Below are 19389 nucleotides of genomic sequence, written 5' to 3' on the forward strand. Positions count from 1 at the left end.
TTCTTGTTTATTTATTAAAAGATTATAAGTGTATCCATAAAAAGTCAACTAGACAACTTCTGAACCGCCTGTTGTTCGCTCCTTTGCTTGAGCTGTTTCATGTCCACCCGGATCCATAGGGAAACAAGCAGAGCAGCAATTAATGTTATTCCAAAAATAGATAGAGTTAATACGTAGCTCTCTGTAGCCCCCCGGATCCAGGAAACGAGCAGAGGTCCGACTAATCCTGCGGCTGCCCACGCTGTTAAAATATAACCATGGATGGCTCCTAACTGCTTCGTACCGAATAAATCCCCTATATACGCCGGGACAGATGCAAATCCGCCGCCATAGCAAGAAATAATTAAGAATAATACCGCCTGGAACAGTAAAGCATGTGTAATGCCAGGCAATGCAAAGAAAGCAACAATTTGAATGAAAAAGAACATCGTATACACATTAGGCCGCCCCAAATAATCTGAAACCGATGCCCACGCAATTCTTCCTGCTCCGTTGAAAAAGCCCATGAGCCCGACCATTGTGGCTGCAGCCCCTGCCGAAAGTCCAGCTATTTCCTGAGCAATCGGGGAAGCCACCGATAAAATAGCAATCCCGCATGTAATATTAATGAAGAGCATCACCCATAACAGCCAGAATCTTCTCGTTTTCACTGCTTCATTTGCTGTTAACTGAGATAGATCGGGGACTTTCTTTTTCTCTTCCATAAAGTCTTCCATATAACCCACTGGAGGCCGTTCAAGATAAAGAGCAGAAGCCATCATAATTACAAAATAAACGATACCTAAAATTAAAAATGTGAAAGGAATTCCCACGGATTCTATTAAGCCGGCCATAATCGGGCTTGCGATCATAGCTGAGAAACCAAAACCCATAATGGCTAATCCTGTAGCTAGTCCCCGGCGGTCCGGAAACCATTTAATGAGTGTCGAAACCGGAGTAATATATCCTATACCAAGACCAATACCTGCTAACACTCCGTATGTAACATAAAGAAGCCAAATTGATTCAAGCGCTGCAGCTCCGCCAGACGCCATCATTCCGATACCAAAAAAAGCAGCTGATACGATTCCCGACCGTCGCGGCCCGTGCTTTTCTACAAAGTGTCCCATAAAAGCAGCCGATAAGCCTAAAAACAAAATCGCTATACTGAATGTCAGCGATACGTAGCTGAGGCTCCATCCGTACTGATCAATCAATGGGTTTGTAAACACACTCCATGCGTAAACCGAACCTATCGACAGATGAATGCCTACCGCAGACAAAGCAATCAACCACCGATTTTTAGTTTTTTCCATTTCATCCACTCCTTTTTCCAATAAAAAAACGCCGATCCCTTTCCTCTGCGGAGGAACTTCCCCCGTGCAAAAGAAAGAGACGACGTTTAGCTTAAGCAGGTTCACTACTTTAACACCAAGTAATCGCTTACACATACAAACACTTAAGTCGACGACAGGTCCGCTGTCTCGCACTTTAAATGTGACAAATATATGAATCTATTATTGATCGTATCTGTTTTCGAAAAAAATTTCAATTGTTTTTTTAAAATGATTCACACAGCCCTCGTTCTTTCCTTTTCATTCATTTTTTAGTAAGGTAGCATTGATTAGGACGAGAAGTGAGGTGATTCGCTTGAACGAAAAAATGAGCGTTAAAAAATCAATTATCAGATTTAAAGAAGAACGCTTTCATGATATAGAAGATGAGATCGTCACTGAATTCCCTATGACCATATTCGTTAATGAGGAAGAGTTTGCAACGATGGTATGCACGCCTGCCCACCTTGACGAGATGGTTATCGGCTTTTTAGCTTCTGAAGGCGTGATCCGTTTTCGAAAGGATATAAAAGATTTCAAGATCGATGAGGAACAAGGGTTTGCCTACATCGATTTAGCTGAAGGAAAAGACATTCATAACCAGCGTGACTTTTCGAAACGGTTCATCGGCTCATGCTGTGGTAAAAGCCGTCAATTTTATTTTCAAAATGATGTGCAGACAGCTAAAACGTCAATGTCCGAAACGAAACTTACAGCAAACCAGTGCATCAAGCTGATGCGGCAAATGCAGGAAGAAAGCCATGTATTTAAAGGTACAGGCGGTGTACACAATGCGGCAATCTGCACAAGTAATGAAATGGTTGTCGGCCGCACGGATATTGGCAGACACAACGCGCTTGATAAACTTTATGGGCACTGTTTATTAAATCATATTTCTGTAAAGGATAAAGTACTTGTATTCAGCGGGAGAATTTCTTCTGAAGTATTAACGAAAGCCGCCAAGATCGGGGTCGGTATCGTATTATCGAAGTCAGCACCAACTGATTTAGCTGTCCAGCTGGCCGAAGATTTAAACATTACAGCCGTCGGCTTTATCCGCGGCAGCTCATTTAACGTTTATTCTCATCCTGAACGAGTTATTCTGGCATAAGATCAAAAATTATTAAGGAGGGAGGTGCAGCCTGTGGGTTCATGTAACATCGATCATACCGTGGGAGATACGAAAAACAAGCTGGAAAGTCAGAAGGATTACCTGCCTGATAACCTGTATACTGAATCAAGCTCGTTCTTAGACGGAAGTCCTTCTCAAGAGGAATTAAATGAGCTTTTCCATTTATTAAAAAAATACGATTTATCTTCTGTAGAAGAACAAGAAGAACGAAACAGCAAAATTAAAGCATTGGTAGATTTATAATGGTAACAGACTCATAAGGGTACCAGGTACCGAAAAGCCGTAAAAGAGCGAAGTGCCAAGGGTGAATTTCGATACCTGGTACCCGATAGAAAGCAGACCAGAACTCCGTACAGAGTTCTGGTCTGCTTTTGTTTATGAAGTTCCTACTTCTCCCGGAAAAACTCTTCCGATATGACGACGCCTCGTTTCGCCATCTCAGCTATATATAGATCTCCAGGTACCGCCTGCTCCGGTGGAAATACCCCTTTTTTTGTAATCGCTTGCTGCCCGATCATTTGAGCAACAACTGAAATGGTATTCGCAGTTGCACGTGCCATCGCCGTCACTTGATTGAGCCTGTCTTTGTATGTGACCATTTCATACTGATAGGTGGTGTTTTTCCCGTCTTTCATACCGCCTACACAGACACGAAGAAGCACGGCATCGTCTTTGTCCTTTAAAGATACGATGGGGTCAATAGCTTTTAGCAGTACTTCCCGTGGCTTCACTTTAACCCCGTCGATCTCCACCTCATAGTCATTTCTCGTCAGCTTTAAATCAACGAGCAGTTTCATTTTTTCAGCATGTCCGGGGTAACGTATGGTTTTATATTCCAGCGTATCGATCGATGGATACGATTTCAAAAGTGTAGAGGTTCCTCCAGACGTGTGAAACGCCTCTAACGGACCAAACCTGTCAAAATATAATCGCTCTACTTCACTCAATGAGTCGACTTCTTGCAGTTTTCCTCCTCGAATAATGGTAGAAGGATCTGTATAATGGTCCATCAGCCCTTCCATCGAAAACACGTGATTATATTCAAGCGGGGGCTCTGGATGGACAGGAATTCCCCCGACAAATAGTCGAATAGAGTTTAACTCGTCAAGTTTACTCACACCGTAACCTGATAGTATATTGATCATTCCTGGCGCTACGCCAAGGTCGGGGATAATTGTCACTTCTGCCGCTTTGGCTTTCTTGTGCAAATCGAGCACCCTGTCAGTAATATGACCAATGTGACCTCCTAAATCTACTGAACTTACGCCCACCTTAATCGCCGTTTGAGCGACAATTTCGTTAAATGAATAGAATAGAGCATTGATCACGACATCATATGACTTTAAAAATGCGGCTAGTTCCACTTCATTCCCGGCATCCACTTTGAATGCCTGAATTTTTGAAGAGCTTATCGATTGACAGACTGCCTCTGCTCTTTTTACATCTAAATCAGCTAGCCCGACCATCTTCACCCCATTACTCTGGACTAAATCCCGGGCCGCCTCTTTTCCCATCAAACCGGATCCTAGAACAGCTACTTTCATAGTCCGCCTCCTTCTTAAACCACTAACAAAATTTTACTCTACGTCGATCTGCGCACGCTGCAGCTTTCCGCTGAAGTCAACGTACACCGCTTTCCACTCGGTAAATACATCAAGTGCAGCTACACCTGAATCTCTGTGTCCGTTACCAGTGCCTTTTGTACCTCCAAATGGCAGATGAATTTCAGCCCCTGTAGTGCCGGCATTCACATACACAATTCCTGTATCTAAATCACGCTGCGCCGCAAACACTTGATTGACGTCTCTTGTAAAAATAGAGCTTGATAAACCATATTCAACGCTGTTGTTGATTTCGATCGCTTCTTCTAGACTTTTTACCGGAATCAAGGAAACTACAGGTCCAAAAATTTCTTCCTGAGCGATACGCATATCTGGAGTTACGTCCGTAAATAGGGTAGGGGCAAAGTAATTTCCTTTCGCATGGTTACCATCCTTCAGCACGTGACCGCCGCTCAGCAGTTTAGCTCCTTCCTCTTTACCTACTTGAATATAGCTTTTGATTTTTTCCAGGCCGTTCTTATTAATAATCGGACCGACCTTAATTGATTCATCCAATCCGTTTCCAATCGTGAGCTTGGCAATTTCATTTTGCAGACGATCCTCCAGCTGCTCTTTGACACTCTCATGCACCATCACACGGCTGCAGGCCGTACAACGCTGGCCGCTTGTCCCATACGCACTCCATAAAATTCCTTCAACCGCTAATGTAAGGTCGGCGTCATCCATGACGATCACTGCATTTTTCCCGCCCATTTCAAGTGATACTTTCTTTAAACGCTGACCGCACTTTCCTGCGATCGTGCGTCCAACTTCATTCGATCCGGTAAAAGAAATAACACGGATGTCATCTTGTTCAATCATCGCTTCCCCTACGGTCGATCCTGAACCAAAAACAACATTAATAACACCTTCCGGCAACCCTGCTTCTTCAAAGATCTTCGCTAATTCAAACGCCATAATCGGCGTTTCCGTAGCCGGCTTCCAGACGACGGCATTGCCAGCAACTATGGCAGGGAATGACTTCCAGGTGGCAATGGCAATCGGAAAATTCCAGGGCGTAATAATACCGACCACACCCACAGGAGCGCGCACACTCATCGCAAATTTATCTTTAAGTTCAGAAGGCGTCGTCTGTCCAAATAAGCGCCGGCCTTCTCCTGCCATGTAAAAAGCCATATCAATGCCTTCCTGCACTTCCCCGCGTGCTTCTTCAATCACTTTTCCGTTTTCCATCGTCAATAGCTGCGACAATGTTTCCTTCTTCTCTTTCATAAGGACACCCACACGGAATAGGATTTCAGCACGTTGAGGGGCAGGAACAAGCGCCCAGTCTTTTTGAGCTTTCTTTGCTGCTGATGTCGCTTTCTCAACGTCCTGCATACTGGATAATGGGACTTGGACGAGGGTAGCTAAATTCGCCGGATTTACGACATCTGCATATTTCTCACTTGAAGGGGCCGCCCACTTTCCATTTATAAAATTTCTAAGCTTTTCTTCTTTTATCAATTTTGGGGTCATCCTTTCATTCCTCCTTTAATTCGAGCGATCTCTTATTTGTTGTATCGTTGAAGATACCGAAATCTGCTCTGGATCACTTTCCACTTCAATAACGACAGGCTTTTCTACGTACATAGATTTAGTGAGAGCTTGTTCAAATTCTTTTGGAGTTTTAACAAAAAATCCAATCGCTCCTAGTTCTTCAGCCAGTTTTGAAAAAGGCACATTACCTAAATCTGTACCAATCTTCTTATATGGAAAATGGATTTCTTGATGCATGCGAATCGTGCCGTACATCCTATTGTTAAACACAATGCTGATAACTGGGATGCTATAGCGTACAGCTGTCTCCAGCTCCTGCATCGTCATCATGAACCCTCCATCACCAGACAGCGAGACTACGGTCCGGTCAGGCTGTGCGAATTTCACACCTAAAGCCGCAGGCATGCCGTAGCCCATTGCGCCAGAGGTAGGTCCAATGTAAGTGTTCTTTTGGTTAAATGGATAAAAGGTATGCAGCCAGCCAGCAAAATTACCTGCATCATTTGTAAGAATCGCGTCAAAGGGCAGACGGTTCTGCAGAATGGATATGATCTTCTGGTTCGTCGTTTCTTTTTCTTTAATAGTAAGAGTAGAATCCACATAAACTTGCCGGCGAGCTATTGACCAGGCTGTCCATTTAGGTTTCACCTCGATGGTTGTTAGACGCTGCAACGCTTCTTTTGCGTCAGAGACAACACCAACGTCTGGAGGGTACACTTTTCCTAGCGTTTCATAATCAATATCAATATGAACGAGGGTCTGATCTCGTCCAAGGAGAGAATAATCCTGCGTCGTAACTTCAGAAAGACGTGTGCCAATCGCAATAACCGTGTCCGCTCCCTGAACTGTATCGACAATCGTACGATCTCCTCCTAATCCAAGATGGCCAGCGTAAAGTGGATGGTTGTTTGGAAACACATCGTGTCTGCGAAAAGCACTAAGAACGGGAAGACTAAATGTAGTGGCAAACTTGATTAATTCCTCTTCGGCACCGGAATGTTTCACTCCTCCACCGGCAATTACGACAGGGCGCTCTGCTTCTTGTAATATCTGCTCGATCTCGTGAACTTCACGTAATGAAGGACATGGTGCAGGCTTTACGGCAGCACGAGTAAACACCATCTCCGCTTTCTTGTTTAACAAATCTTCAGGTAAAGAAATAACCACAGGACCTGGACGACCCGTTTGAGAGATTCTAAACGCCCGCTGCACGAGCTCAGGCACTCTTGAGGGCTCTTGAATTTCAATGGTCCATTTCGATATCGGTCCAAAAAATCGCTCCAAATCAACCTCCTGAAACCCTTCTCTCCCTTTAAATTGACTATGCACCTGCCCTAAAAACACGACCATTGGTGACGAATCCTGGTAAGCCGTGTGAACGCCTATAGCGAGGTTGGCTCCGCCTACTCCTCTTGTAGCCAGAACGACCGCCGGCTTACCGCTGGCTTTCGCAAACCCTTCCGCCATAAAAGCTGCACCGCCTTCATGTCTTGCGGAAATCAATTCTATACTCGGTTCATCGAAAATGGCATCCATAACAGGGAGGTAGCTTTCACCGGGAACACAAAACACATTTGGTATCTCTTCAATCTTGATACATTTCACAATGGCTTGAGCACTCGTTAACAGCTGAGGTTGATTATGAGCCTTCAAGGAGACCCTCCTCTATTCAATTTTTTTCAATCGCTGAACAGCTTCTCGCAGCCGTTCAGTAGGAACCGATAAAGAAATACGAATATACCCTTCTCCCCTGCTTCCAAAAGCCGTACCTGGTGTAACGATAACTCCTGCTTTCTCAAGTACCTTCTCCGAAAACGTCCGGGATGTTTCCCCGTGCGGTATTTTTGCCCAAATGAAAAAAGTTCCTCTTGGCTCAGCTGCTTCTATCCCCATTTGCTTTAACGCCGGGATCATTTCTTTCATTCTCTCTTGATAGATCTCATTGTTTGCTTTTATAGAGGAAAAATCGCTGTATAATGCAGCTGCTCCAGCTTTTTGTATCGCTAAAAACTGACTCGTATCCATATTACTTTTCACGATGGATAATGCTCGAATAAGATCACGATTACCTACTACATAGCCGATTCTCCAGCCTGTCATATTAAAGCTCTTAGACAGCGACCCAAACTCGACAGCCACCTCTTTTGCCCCCGCCACTTGCAGTACACTTGGGGCTTTGTAATCTTTGAATGTAACGAGATCATATGCTGCATCGTGAGCCACGCAGAGATTATGCTTCTTGGCTAAAGAAACGGCCTCAGCAAATGTGTTACGTTCAACCGTCCCTCCCGTTGGATTACTTGGATAGTTTAACAGCATCAGCTTTGCCTGCTCCCAATCTGCTGCTTTCACTTTTTCAAACTGTGGAACATACCCCTTTTTTTCATGGAGCGGCAAAGGAAGAACCTTGCCATAAGCTAAGTGAATTGCTGACTGATAGACGGGGTAACCGGGGTCTGGCACAAGCACGCCATCTCCCGGATCAAGGATTGCGCTTAAAAAATGGGCAATTCCTTCCTTAGAACCGATCAGCGCGTGAACCTCTGTCTCTGGATCTAATGTGACGCTGTAGTGCTTCTTATAAAAATGAGCCACAGCTTGTTTGTACTCTAAGCAGCCGCTGTAAGGAGAATATTTGTGATTCGCCGGCTTACCGGCTTCTTCCACAAGCCGGTCAATAATGAAAGGCGGGGTTGGCAAATCGGGGGCGCCAATACCTAAATCGATCACGTCGATTCCCTGTTCCTGCAGCTTTTTTTTCTTTTGTTGAAATACGGAAAAAAGATAGGGTGGTAAACTATTCACTTGTCTGGACCCGTAATGCATTTCTTCAGCCCCTAAAATCAAATTAATCATTCAAATTTACTTAACGGGTTGTCCCACTGTTCTATCCTATTAGCCTGCATTTCGTTTCATGATAGATCTTTTTACCTTCTATTGAACTAGTGATCATATTTTCTTAATGTCAGGAATAACGTGTAATGTAGGACAACTCCTCTACCAACCTGATCCCAGCAGACCCCAAGCCAGTTGGATTCATACATTGTATGGGTTCAGCTGGCTTTTTCCTTAGAGAGAAAGGGTGTGATCAAACTGTCGGAGACGTTACGAGGCACTACCGTACTTGATTTAACGCGGGTACTTGCCGGACCTTATTGTTCCATGATTTTAGGTGATCTTGGAGCTGAAGTAATTAAAGTCGAAGCGCCGGGAGGAAGTGATGAAACGAGAAAGTGGGGCCCTCCTTTTAAAGAAGGGGTAAGTGCTTACTATTTATGTGCCAACCGTAATAAAAAAAGCTTGACCGTTAACTTAAAATCTGAACAGGGCAAAGAGATTATAAGAAGGCTCGTCAGACAAAGCGATGTGATCCTTCATAACTTTAAAACAGGCACAATGGAACGGCTTGGAATTGATTATGAGCAGTTAAGAAAGATTAACCCTCGAATCGTCTACTGTTCCATTACAGGCTTTGGGGAGACAGGGCCTTATCAAAATTTACCAGGGTACGACTTTATCATTCAGGCGATGAGCGGCCTGATGAGTATTACAGGTAACGGGGTCTCTGGTCCGCAGAAGCTCGGTGTTGCCATAACGGACATTCTAACGGGACTTTACGCATGTATAGGGATTCAGGCGGCATTGCTGGAACGGAATCAATCGGGTCTCGGGCAAAAGGTTGACTTATCCCTTTATGATTCAGCCGTCAGCTCACTGATCAACATTGGCAGCAATTATTTAATGTCAGGACGCCTGCCTGAGAGATTAGGCAATCATCATGCCAACATTGTCCCCTATCAGACCTTTTATTCGGCTGATGGAGAGATGGTGGTTGCTGTTGGTAATGATACGCAGTTCACCTCCCTTTGTAAGGTGATACAAATTCCTGAATTAGCTGCAGATTCACGTTTTCGCACGAATCCTGATCGGGTCGCCCATCGAGCATTACTCGCTGAAATTTTACAAGAAGCGTTTGGAAAAAATACGACAGACTATTGGAAAGAAAAGTGTCAAGCTGCCAATATTCCATTTGGTGCCATTCAAACGGTAGAGGATGTCGTTAAGGATAAGCAGCTGCAAGCTCGAGAAATGTTTGTTTCAGCGCAGCACCCCCGAGCCGGAGAGGTTCAAATGATTGGCAGTCCGCTTAAAATGTCGCGGACACCTGTAGATGTACAGCGTCATCCTCCCGAGCCGGGTGAACATACAGATGAAATCCTGCAGGCGCTGGGCTATGAGAAAAAACTGATTGAGCATTTGCGAAACATGAACACGATTTAAGGAGTGTAGCTATGAATTTCGAATTTACAGATGAGCAAGTGATGCTTCGAAAAACAGTAAGAGATTTTACAGATAAAGAAATTATGCCTTTTATCGGCGAGTGGGATGCGAACGGTTTTTTTGATAAAACCATTTTAAAAAAACTGGCCGATTTAGGATTGATGGGTGTCTGTATCCAGGAGAAATATGGCGGCAGCGGTATGGATTACAATTCGCTTGCGATTGTATGTGAAGAGTTGGAACGAGGCGATACGGCCTTTCGTACAGCAGTTTCTGTGCATACGGGCTTGAACAGTATGACGCTGCTGCAATGGGGAACGGAGGAGCAAAAGCAGAAGTATCTCCTCCCGCAGGCGAAGGGAGAGAAAATCGGAGCCTTCGGGTTGACTGAGCCTGGGGCCGGTTCAGATGTAGCGTCACTGCAATCAACAGCAGCGCGGGCAGGAAATCATTATGTGCTTAACGGACAGAAAACATGGATCTCTCTATGTGACACCGCTGATCATTTTCTCGTTTTTGCTTATACAGATAAAAGTAAAAAGCATCACGGGATCTCAGCTTTTATTGTCGAACGAACGATGGAAGGATTCTCCTCTAAAGCGACGAAAGGCAAGCTCGGAATACGTGCTGGTAATACAGGTGAACTATTTTTTGACCAAGTGAAGGTGCCAAAAGAAAATTTAGTGGGACAAGAAGGAGACGGCTTTAAAATTGCAATGGCGGCATTAGATAATGGAAGATTTACCGTTGCTGCAGGAGCGTGCGGTCAAATTATGGCTTGCTTAGAAGCCAGCATAGACTATTGCCATGCCCGGGAGACGTTTGGCAAAGAAATCGGGCGGCACCAGCTTGTACAACAGATGATCGCGAAGATGGAAGCCGGTCTTCAGATGAGCCGCTTACTCGTTTACCGTGCGGGGGAATTGAAGAATAAAGGTGAGCGTAATACACGTGAAACATCACTTGCAAAATGGCAGGCGTGTGATTTCGCTAATCAGACAGCTGACGATGCCGTACAGATTCACGGGGCATATGGGTACTCCAATGAATATCCTGTTGAACGCTATCTGCGTAACTCAAAAGCCCCCGTCATTTATGAAGGAACACGTGAAATCCACACCATTATGCAGGCTGAATATGTGCTAGGCTACCGAAAAGATAAAGCTCTCAGTCATATGCTTCCGGCATGGGATCATAAGTAACACGGCCGCCTGAAGTCACTTGTAAATCCATGATTCGAATCCAGGCTTGAACGTAACCGAATCAAGCATAAAATCATCCGAACGGGTTTCTAAAGAATCGTTCGGATGATTTTTATTGAAGAAGATTTAGTGCCGCTCCGTCAAAATCCCCCGCCGGGTACCAGGTACCGAAATTCATACCTGGCACTTCGCTCTTTAACAGCTTTTCGGTACCTGGCACCCTTCTCCCGCCTCTTCTTTTAGACTATCAAACCTACTTTTCCCCACAACTTCACGGTTCTCTACATTGTCAATTTTTCTATGATTTCGGTTATTCCATATGATTGATTGGTGGTCAATAAGTAAAAATGCACCCCAAATAACAAGGTCAATCCTGAATAAATAGGAAGCGTAATTACCTCTTTCATTCTTCTTGACAAAAGGAAAACAGCAATCCAGATCATTGCCGGAATAACTCCTATCATTAAAATGGTAAATTCATTAGCGGGCGTCATTGTAACTCCAGTTACGGATAGCATAAAGTTATAGAGTATTAATAAACCCGAAGCAAACATAAAAAAGACATTGGCTTTTTTCATACTCCCCCCCCAAATTCAAGGATTATTTTTCCATTATAATACACTTATCACCTCCTCCCTGACATTTTCAACAACAGAATTATATTAATTGTTTGTAAAAAGAATATAAAGTCAGCTTAATCTGTTTGAAACCTGCTGTCGACTTTTGTCTGATAGACTAGGATCTAGTTTGAAAGATCCCGTGAATGACATAGTAAGCTGCAATTCATTTAAGTAAGGATTACATATGATCCTCAATTGTTGAGCTATCTGCTTTCATGACTTCAAACTGAATAACTCAATTTCTAGGAGGATTTTACATGGTCAAGTCATCTCAGTCTGTGCGAAAGTATGTGATTTCTTCAGCACTAGTCACGACTTTAGCACTTACACCAGTTTTAACAGAAAACGTTTCTGCAAAAGCAGATCCTACAGCAACGGAATCCGGCAGTTCCGCTGAAACATCGATATTAAGCAATGGAGATCAAGGTGACGACGTGAAAGCCGTACAAACTGATCTCGAGGCAGAAGGATATTATACATCTACTCTTGATGGCATTTTCGGACCTCTTACAGAAGATGCCGTACGAGATTTCCAAGCTGATCAAGGACTGGCAGTCGACGGGCTAGTAGGACCAGAAACAGAATCTGCGCTTTCTAACCTTGAAGAGAGCACTACTGAAGAAACGACAACAGAAGAGCCGACGACAGAAGAACCTTCTTCTGATGAATCAGCTTCCCAATCTGACGTAGTCTCAATCGCGGAAGATCAAATTGGCACACCATATGTATGGGGCGGAACTACACCAGACGGTTTTGACAGCAGCGGGTTCATTCTATATGTTTTCGACCAGGTTGGCATTGACTTAAACAGAAAAGAAAGTGACATGTGGTTATACGACGGCGAAAGAGTCGAATCTCCAAGTGTTGGGGACGTTGTATTCTTCGAAGGAACATATAACACAGAAGGCGCATCTCACAGTGGTATTTACATTGGGGATAATAAAATGATCCACTCTGGCAGTAACGGAGTTGAGGTAGCCGATATGAGCATCGACTACTGGCAGGATCACTATCTAGGCGTTAAATCTTTTCAATAGACTAATATGATGCTGGAAAAAATGCAAAAAAGACCCGGACCTTTCATTCGTGTGATTGGTTCGGGTCTTTCTGTATTTATCGGTCACCTTATAAGGCTACCAGGTACCGAAAAGCTGTAAAAGAGTGAAGTGCCAGGTGTGATGGTACTCGGCCCTCTTTATAGTTACACGGTTTTTCGTTTTTGCTGAAGGTTAGCTAATGGATCACGATTTTTATTCGTAGCGATGATATAAACAGCTACAGTTGATATGATTGCTGCAATGATCGTACCGATATTGAATATCCCTTTCTCTGCTGTCCATACGATCGAATACCCGAGAGCTCCGGCAAAAGTAGCATAGTAAAGAAATGGAAAGATTGTTTTTCTAATAATATCCCCTTCTTTACCGACTAATCCTACTACGGCACATGCTGCGACAACGTTGTGCACACAGATCATATTACCGGCTGCTCCTCCAACCGCCTGCAGAGCAACAATCCAGGTAGCATCAACTCCGATTTGAGCACCAACATCATATTGGAACAGCGAGAACATCATGTTGCTGATTGTATTACTTCCGGCGATAAAAGCGCCAAGACCGCCAACAAAGGAAGAGAACAACGGCCACAAGTCACCGGTTAATGCAGCCACTCCATTAGCCAGCTCAATCGGCATGCTTCCAAAACCTGCTGTTCCTCCCCCGGAGTTCAAAAACACTTGAACCATAGGAACTGTGAAAAGAAGAGCTGCGGAGGCCGGTATCATGGTTTTCCCGGATTGAGTTAATGCCTTCTTATAGGACGTGAATTTCATTTGATGAATCGCAAACGTGATCAATGACACGACAACAAAAATGGTGCCTGGTAAATAGAGCGGCTGGAAGCTTGCTGTTATTTCCGTACCAAAAATGTTTGGCATCGTCACATTCACCGCGGTTAACCATTCATTTAAAGGCAGGACGGTCAATCGTGTCATCACCAGGAACAAGCCGACTAAAATGTAAGGCATCCATGCCTGAAACATCGACATTTTTCCACTTTTGTGAGCAATATCCTTAATCTCGATTTTCCCGGTCCATGACGGATCCCACTTGGACTGTTCCTCAAAATCCCAATATTCCTCTTTAGGCGGCATGAGGAAGCCTTTTTTAGCAGCCGGTACAACAATCGCCAGTCCGACCAGACCACCGATCATGGCAGGAAACTCGGGACCGAGCACATTAGCTACAATTACATATGGAATGGTCATTGCAAAAGCTGCAAACAAAGCAAATTTCCAAACCTTAATACCTTCGCTGAATGATTTATTCTTACCAAAAAAGCGAGTCATAAGCGCTACGACAAATAAAGGAACAAGTGTGCCGACAATGGCATGAAGAATAGCGACACGCCCGCCGACCATAGTTGTTAAAGCCAGGAAGTTATCTGTAATGCTGGCGTCAGCTGCCAGACCCGACTGAACACCGACAAGAATCGGGGTCCCGACTGCACCGAACGAGACAGGGGTACTTTGAATCACCATCCCGGCAATTACAGCAGCCATGGCTGGAAACCCTAACCCAACGAGTAACGGCACAGCAACCGCTGCCGGGGTTCCGAACCCTGCTGACCCTTCAATAAAAGCACCAAACAACCAGGCAATGATAATTACTTGAATGCGCCGGTCAGGTGATACATCAATAAATCCCTGCCGGATCGTCTTAAGACCTCCACTCTCCTGCAGTGTGTTTAATAACAAGATCGCTCCGAAAATGATATATAAGAGCGTACCTGCCACAACTAACCCATTGACAGAAGCAGCAGCTACTGTTGCTCCAGGAACCTGCCAGACAAACAGCGCGAGTAAAACAGCTACTATGTAGGAAATGGGCATCGCCTTGCTTGCCGGCCACCTTAGACCTACGAGAAAAATCCCTACTGCAATGATCGGTAAAAGTGATAAAAGTGCTAATGTTCCGGTATTCATGATTCACCCTCCATTGATTTTATTGTCAAATGCTTCCGGTGAAATATTCCTTCCCTCCTTTCGCTTCTTTTGACAAAACATGGGTGCAATTACCATTCAAAACAGAAATGTAAGCGCTTTCTAATTATTATAAGGTTGACTCCTAATTTTTTCAATACTATTCAAATATTGTAATAGTTATATATACAGACATGCGAATGGATTATTTTTACTATTTAATTGTTCCGCAGATTCAAATCTATATTGTATCCCCCTGGAACATCTCGTTGCCCAATTACCATCTTTTCCAAAAAAAACTCCCTCACTCCCTGTTCGATTTATATATTTGGCTTTGTTAAAGTTCCGTGTTGATATTCATATAAGCTCCCTTATACTGAAGACTCAGTTCCTAGATGTTTGGGTCTGTTTCCGTTACGTTTAACAGTGCTAAGAGCTCCGGGGAAATCACTCCCTTTCCGTGGGAGTGCAGTGAGCTTCCTCGGACGTCCCGTCCTGCGGGATCTCACCAAGTACTCTTTTCCCACTCTCTTACACTTAAATTTATCTTGGGCATTAACCTGTTCATCAACCTCAGGGGGAACGATCCAGCTCCAGCGCTTAGCGGCTGATGAGACTTCCTTCGCTTCTGTACGATAAGTCAACATCGAATCACTCCGTTCTTCGTGTTTCCTTTATCTCCGCCAGCTCAGTCCAGTCCACACGCCGCTGACCAAGCGCTTCCGCTTTTACAAAAGGAGTCTCGCAATTTCCCGGAGCTCTTTACGATTATGAGTAGAACGGAAACTCCAATGACAAGAATGCGACACGTAAGAAGCGAGAAAATCCTAATCATAAAGGTTACTTTCAACAGGGCTAGTGTAAGACGCGCATCAACTCTATACATATAGGGAGTCATAACCAGGTGAGTAACAGAAAGAATAAACTTAAACGCTTAAGACGAGTACCACACATGTTGCGAAATTATCTTATGCAGGAAAACGAGCTGCTTCCTACCACCCCTGACTCTCATTCGGCAACGAACCCAGATTGTTGAATAACTTACCTGTCAACCACCTTTAACATAGCCATACATTTAGGGAGTAAGGATGTTTTTATGAAGAGTAATTGCTCTTCATCTAAGATTCTACAGAAACGGAGGCCTTTACTAATCGATTTTTCAATGTGCCGATTTCATCGATTTTACATTCCACAACGTCCTGGTTTTTTATAAAATGAGCTCCTAAAGGACTGCCTGTTAAAATGCAATCGCCCGGCTTCAGTGTCATCACCTTCGACAAATAAGAGACCATGTACGTAAGAGATACTATCATGAGTTCCGTCGGACTATTTTGCGTTTCCACTTCATTGATATCAGCTTTGACCGATACCTTGGACGGGTCCAGGTCCGTTTCGATGTATGGACCAATCGGCGTGAAGGTATCAAATGCCTTTCCTAATGTCCAATGGCCGTTTTCATGAAAAAGCTGCGGCGCCGTCACATCGTTTCCGATTGTATATCCGAAAATATAGTCCAGCACTTCATCTTCTTTTATATTTTTAGCTTCTTTTCCAATAACGACAGCCAATTCTGATTCAAATTTAACCTCATCAATTCCTTGTGGCATTATAATCTCTTCTTCAGTTCCTACTACCGAAGAAGCAGGTTTGAAAAAGAAGACCGGGATCTCTGGCAATTGATCCGGCTTTTCTTCTTTACTGCCCACATAGTTCGCTCCGATGCCGATGATCTTTTCCGGTACGACGGGAGCTAGCAAACTCACTTGATCTAGTGCCAGAACTTCTCCTGTATAGCCCCAATCCCCATAGATGTCTCCCTCGATCAAGCTGATGTCGTCATTGGTAACGACGCCATATTGAACTTCATCTTTGTGCGTAAATCTAGCAAATTTCATAATTGTCTCTCCTCCTATTATTGAACGGCTACCGTGTCTTTGACGATTTTCTTCACGTCCATGCAGCGGCTCGGCGTTGGAAAAAGTTTTCCTTTATTCAGCAAGTCGTCCGGATTGAAAACTTCTCTAATTTTAATTTGCGCTTCTAATTCTTCATCTGTAAATACAAACCGCATTTCTTCTTTTTTCTCAATGCCGACCCCATGCTCCCCAGTAATGGATCCTCCCACGTCTGAACAGGCTTTCAAACAGGCCGTTCCCGCTTTTAACGCTTGTTCCGTTTCCCCGGGGTTGCTGGAGTCAAATAAAATTAATGGGTGAAGATTACCATCTCCTGCATGAAAGATATTTGCTATCCTCAATCCAGATTCTTTACTGATTTCTGAAATATTCTGCAGCACTTCTGGAAGTTTACTTCTCGGAATCACGCCATCCTGGACTAGGTAATCCCTTGAAATGGCTCCCATTGCTCCGAACCCTGTTTTACGGTTCGCCCACCATCTTCCTCGTTCTTCTTCACTCTCTGCCACTTTCACTTCTCTAACGTTCCTTCCCTTACATACGGTAAGGATTTGGTCAATCTGTTCCTCGATTCCCGCCAAAATTCCATCTACTTCAATTAATAGAAGTGCTTCAATATCATACGGGTGCCCAACAGGATAAGATCCGGCTTCGACTCCTTCAATCGCTGTCTTGTCCATCATTTCAAGTGCAGCAGGTACAATGCCGGCAGAAATGATATCGGAAACAGCACGGCTTCCATCTTCAATATGGTCGAAGTAAGCAAGTACCGTCTGCTTCCCTTCTGGATTTTTCAATATCCGTACAGTGATTTTTGTAACGATGCCAAGCGTCCCTTCCGAACCCGTCAAAAGTCCCATCACGTCATAACCAGGGCTGTCCGGCACTCCATCTTCGCTAATCTCAATAATCTCTCCATTTGGCAAAACGACTTCAAGACCTAAAATGTGGTTCGTGGTCACCCCGTATTTTAGACAATGGGCACCGCCCGCGTTTTCCGCTACATTACCACCAATGGTACATACATATTGACTGGATGGATCAGGAGCATAATAATACCCTTTGTCCGAAATTGAGTTTGTCAATTTCAAATTGACGAATCCAGGCTGGACAACAGCTTGACGATTTTCGTAGTCCACACTGAGCAAATGCTTCATTTTCACCAAGCTGATAATCACTTCACGGTTGAGCGGAATAGCCCCTCCGCTTAAGCCTGTGCCCGCTCCACGTGCAAGGAAAGGGATGTCATTGGCGGAGCAATAGCGGACAATGGCTGCCACTTCTTCCGTATTTTCTGGAAAAACAACGGCTTTCGGCATTGCCCTGTGTACCGTGAAGCCATCACTATCATAGGACAACAGATCCACATCTTCATAAAGAACTTCTTTCTCCCCTACAATCTCAATCAGCTTGTTAATATGCGGATCGCTTTGCTTTTTCTTTTTCTTCTTGTTTTTAAACATCACTTTCACCCCTTTTCTCTTTTGACATATCCCCCTGGACCTTTTGCTTGTCTTTTTGATAAGCCCAATCCAGCAATTGAACGGTATGAACAATTTCGCTTTTTCGTCCATACTTCTGCACGCCAATAGCCATCTGCAGCATGCAGCCTGGATTCCCCATAGAGATCATTTCTACTTCTTGTGGTACATCTTCCATTTTTCGATCTAATACCGCTTCAGCCATTTCAGGATTGGTAATGTTATAGATTCCAGCACTACCGCAGCAAGTATCAGCATTGGTTAACTCTGAGTACTCCACACCTGGTATATCCTTGATCATCTGCCGCGGTTCATGACGCACTCCCTGTCCATGGGCCAAGTGGCAGGCATCGTGATACGTAATTTTTTTATTTAATGGGCTGCGCGGCTTTTCATACCCCGTATCATATAAATATTTGGAAACATCCTCCACTTTTTCTGAAAAAGCTTCTGCCTCCGCTTTCCACTGGGGATCATCTTTGAACAATTCCGGATATTCTTTTAACGCGCATCCACAACCTGCAGCATTGACGACCACTTTTTCCGAGTCTTTAAAAGCTTTAATATTCTGCCTGGCAAGCTTCCTTCCCGTTTCACGATCCCCTGCGTGCACATGTAAAGCTCCACAGCACGTCTGATTTTTCGGGATGGTTACTTCATTATCATTGTGGGTTAACACGTTTATCGTAGACTGATTAATGTCTGCGAACATGACATCCATAATACAGCCCGTCAGCATCGAAACTCTTGCCTTTGGAACTCCTTTGGCTGGAACCACATCCACATCCTTATATTTCTTCTGCATCGAAGGCTTGATGACCGGCATAATTCCCTCCATATTGGCCAGGTGATCAGGCATGACCTTCAACGCCCCGGTTTTTCGAACGGCTTTCTGCATGCCACTGCGCTGATAAAACTTAAGCAGGCCGCTGAGTGTATGCATTCGCTCCTGGTAAGGAAATAAACCTTTTAAGAAAAACGTGCTGACTGCGCCTTTCCATCCTTTAAGAGGCATTGCCTGCCGAACTTGACCGCGAGCTTCCTCAATTAAGCCTCCGACATCGACATCGGCAGGACAGGCCGTTGTACATGCACGGCAGTCTAAACATTGAAAAACAGGATCTGCGAATTGTTCATTCAGTTGAATTTTTCCTTCCGCTACTGACTTGATCAAATGTACTCTCCCGCGCGGGGAGTGCTGTTCCTGTCCTGTTTCCAAATAGGTAGGGCAGGCTTCTAGGCACATGCCGCAGTGGACGCAGTCCATCCATTTGTTTTCATCCGGATGATCGCTGCTGAAATAATTGCTTATACTTGCTGATGAGCAGGGTGCAGTTTGGCCGGACGCTGCCATTTCCTTAAG

General features: G+C 44.3%; 15 protein-coding genes. 5 read left to right on the forward strand and 10 right to left on the reverse strand.

The annotated features are described in order from the left end of the window. Window positions 1-44 precede the first annotated feature (44 nt). On the reverse strand, window positions 45-1295 hold the full coding sequence (locus ACGTNH_RS12690; protein WP_394587242.1) for an L-lactate MFS transporter: 1251 nt from the start codon (window positions 1293-1295) through the stop codon (window positions 45-47). 334 nt (window positions 1296-1629) lie between these two features. Between ACGTNH_RS12690 and fdhD the strand changes: the two genes are divergently transcribed. Then, window positions 1630-2424 (forward strand): formate dehydrogenase accessory sulfurtransferase FdhD, encoded by a 795-nt coding sequence (fdhD, locus tag ACGTNH_RS12695; RefSeq protein WP_394587243.1) that lies wholly within the window; start codon window positions 1630-1632, stop codon window positions 2422-2424. Between the two features lie 33 nt (window positions 2425-2457). After that, window positions 2458-2688: a hypothetical protein gene (locus ACGTNH_RS12700; RefSeq protein WP_394587244.1), complete on the forward strand. Its 231-nt coding sequence runs from the start codon at window positions 2458-2460 to the stop codon at window positions 2686-2688. 143 nt (window positions 2689-2831) lie between these two features. On the opposite strand, the gene ACGTNH_RS12705 is transcribed toward ACGTNH_RS12700, so the two are convergent. Genes ACGTNH_RS12705 through ACGTNH_RS12720 form a run of 4 tightly spaced genes read right to left on the reverse strand, consistent with a single transcriptional unit; the run spans window position 2832 to window position 8372 of the window. Next, complete coding sequence (locus ACGTNH_RS12705) at window positions 2832-3989, reverse strand: saccharopine dehydrogenase family protein (protein ID WP_394587245.1); 1158 nt, start codon at window positions 3987-3989, stop codon at window positions 2832-2834. Between the two features lie 33 nt (window positions 3990-4022). Beyond that, the gene (locus ACGTNH_RS12710) at window positions 4023-5525 is read right to left on the reverse strand and encodes an aldehyde dehydrogenase family protein (RefSeq protein WP_394587246.1); all 1503 of its coding nucleotides are present in this window, start codon (window positions 5523-5525) and stop codon (window positions 4023-4025) included. Window positions 5526-5540: 15 nt separating this feature from the next. Next, complete coding sequence (locus ACGTNH_RS12715; RefSeq protein WP_394587247.1) at window positions 5541-7199, reverse strand: thiamine pyrophosphate-dependent enzyme; 1659 nt, start codon at window positions 7197-7199, stop codon at window positions 5541-5543. 12 nt (window positions 7200-7211) lie between these two features. Continuing rightward, window positions 7212-8372 carry an aminotransferase class I/II-fold pyridoxal phosphate-dependent enzyme gene (locus tag ACGTNH_RS12720; protein ID WP_394587249.1) on the reverse strand — a complete coding sequence of 387 codons (1161 nt, stop codon included), beginning with the start codon at window positions 8370-8372 and terminating at the stop codon, window positions 7212-7214. 267 nt (window positions 8373-8639) lie between these two features. On the opposite strand from ACGTNH_RS12720, the gene ACGTNH_RS12725 reads away from it, so the two are divergent. Then, entirely contained in the window at window positions 8640-9827 is a 1188-nt protein-coding gene (locus ACGTNH_RS12725; protein ID WP_394587700.1) for a CaiB/BaiF CoA transferase family protein, read from the forward strand. 11 nt (window positions 9828-9838) lie between these two features. Next, entirely contained in the window at window positions 9839-11029 is a 1191-nt protein-coding gene (locus ACGTNH_RS12730; protein ID WP_394587250.1) for an acyl-CoA dehydrogenase family protein, read from the forward strand. 281 nt (window positions 11030-11310) lie between these two features. On the opposite strand, the gene ACGTNH_RS12735 is transcribed toward ACGTNH_RS12730, so the two are convergent. Further along, window positions 11311-11607: a hypothetical protein gene (locus ACGTNH_RS12735; protein ID WP_394587251.1), complete on the reverse strand. Its 297-nt coding sequence runs from the start codon at window positions 11605-11607 to the stop codon at window positions 11311-11313. A 299-nt stretch (window positions 11608-11906) separates the two neighbouring features. On the opposite strand from ACGTNH_RS12735, the gene ACGTNH_RS12740 reads away from it, so the two are divergent. Then, window positions 11907-12686 (forward strand): C40 family peptidase, encoded by a 780-nt coding sequence (locus ACGTNH_RS12740; protein WP_394587252.1) that lies wholly within the window; start codon window positions 11907-11909, stop codon window positions 12684-12686. Window positions 12687-12850: 164 nt separating this feature from the next. Here the strand turns inward: ACGTNH_RS12740 and ACGTNH_RS12745 are convergent, their stop codons facing one another. The 4 genes from ACGTNH_RS12745 to ACGTNH_RS12760 all read right to left on the reverse strand — a co-directional run bounded on the left by ACGTNH_RS12745 (window position 12851) and on the right by ACGTNH_RS12760 (window position 19380). After that, window positions 12851-14632 (reverse strand): L-lactate permease, encoded by a 1782-nt coding sequence (locus ACGTNH_RS12745; RefSeq protein WP_394587253.1) that lies wholly within the window; start codon window positions 14630-14632, stop codon window positions 12851-12853. A gap of 1115 nt (window positions 14633-15747) precedes the next feature. Then, a complete protein-coding gene (locus ACGTNH_RS12750; RefSeq protein WP_394587254.1) occupies window positions 15748-16524 on the reverse strand; it encodes a fumarylacetoacetate hydrolase family protein in 777 nt (258 codons plus the stop codon). Between the two features lie 17 nt (window positions 16525-16541). After that, window positions 16542-18008, reverse strand: a complete 1467-nt coding sequence (locus ACGTNH_RS12755; RefSeq protein WP_394587255.1) for an FAD-binding oxidoreductase — start codon at window positions 18006-18008, stop codon at window positions 16542-16544. After that, window positions 18001-19380 (reverse strand): (Fe-S)-binding protein, encoded by a 1380-nt coding sequence (locus tag ACGTNH_RS12760; protein WP_394587701.1) that lies wholly within the window; start codon window positions 19378-19380, stop codon window positions 18001-18003. Before ACGTNH_RS12760 ends, ACGTNH_RS12755 begins: the two co-directional genes overlap by 8 nt. Between the last annotated feature and the right edge of the window lie 9 nt (window positions 19381-19389).

Source organism: Halobacillus sp. B23F22_1, from assembly GCF_043497005.1.
GTDB lineage: Bacteria > Bacillota > Bacilli > Bacillales > Halobacillaceae > Halobacillus_A.

Excerpts from the sequence above, each read along its gene's own strand:
- ACGTNH_RS12690 (WP_394587242.1), bottom strand. The coding sequence starts at position 1,295 with ATGGAAAAAACTAAAAATCGGTGGTTGATTGCTTTGTCTGCGGTAGGC.
- ACGTNH_RS12705 (WP_394587245.1), bottom strand. The coding sequence starts at position 3,989 with ATGAAAGTAGCTGTTCTAGGATCCGGTTTGATGGGAAAAGAGGCGGCC.
- ACGTNH_RS12710 (WP_394587246.1), bottom strand. The coding sequence starts at position 5,525 with ATGACCCCAAAATTGATAAAAGAAGAAAAGCTTAGAAATTTTATAAAT.
- ACGTNH_RS12720 (WP_394587249.1), bottom strand. The coding sequence starts at position 8,372 with ATGCATTACGGGTCCAGACAAGTGAATAGTTTACCACCCTATCTTTTT.
- ACGTNH_RS12730 (WP_394587250.1), top strand. The coding sequence starts at position 9,839 with ATGAATTTCGAATTTACAGATGAGCAAGTGATGCTTCGAAAAACAGTA.
- ACGTNH_RS12735 (WP_394587251.1), bottom strand. The coding sequence starts at position 11,607 with ATGAAAAAAGCCAATGTCTTTTTTATGTTTGCTTCGGGTTTATTAATA.
- ACGTNH_RS12740 (WP_394587252.1), top strand. The coding sequence starts at position 11,907 with ATGGTCAAGTCATCTCAGTCTGTGCGAAAGTATGTGATTTCTTCAGCA.
- ACGTNH_RS12745 (WP_394587253.1), bottom strand. The coding sequence starts at position 14,632 with ATGAATACCGGAACATTAGCACTTTTATCACTTTTACCGATCATTGCA.
- ACGTNH_RS12750 (WP_394587254.1), bottom strand. The coding sequence starts at position 16,524 with ATGAAATTTGCTAGATTTACGCACAAAGATGAAGTTCAATATGGCGTC.
- ACGTNH_RS12755 (WP_394587255.1), bottom strand. The coding sequence starts at position 18,008 with ATGTTTAAAAACAAGAAGAAAAAGAAAAAGCAAAGCGATCCGCATATT.
- ACGTNH_RS12760 (WP_394587701.1), bottom strand. The coding sequence starts at position 19,380 with ATGGCAGCGTCCGGCCAAACTGCACCCTGCTCATCAGCAAGTATAAGC.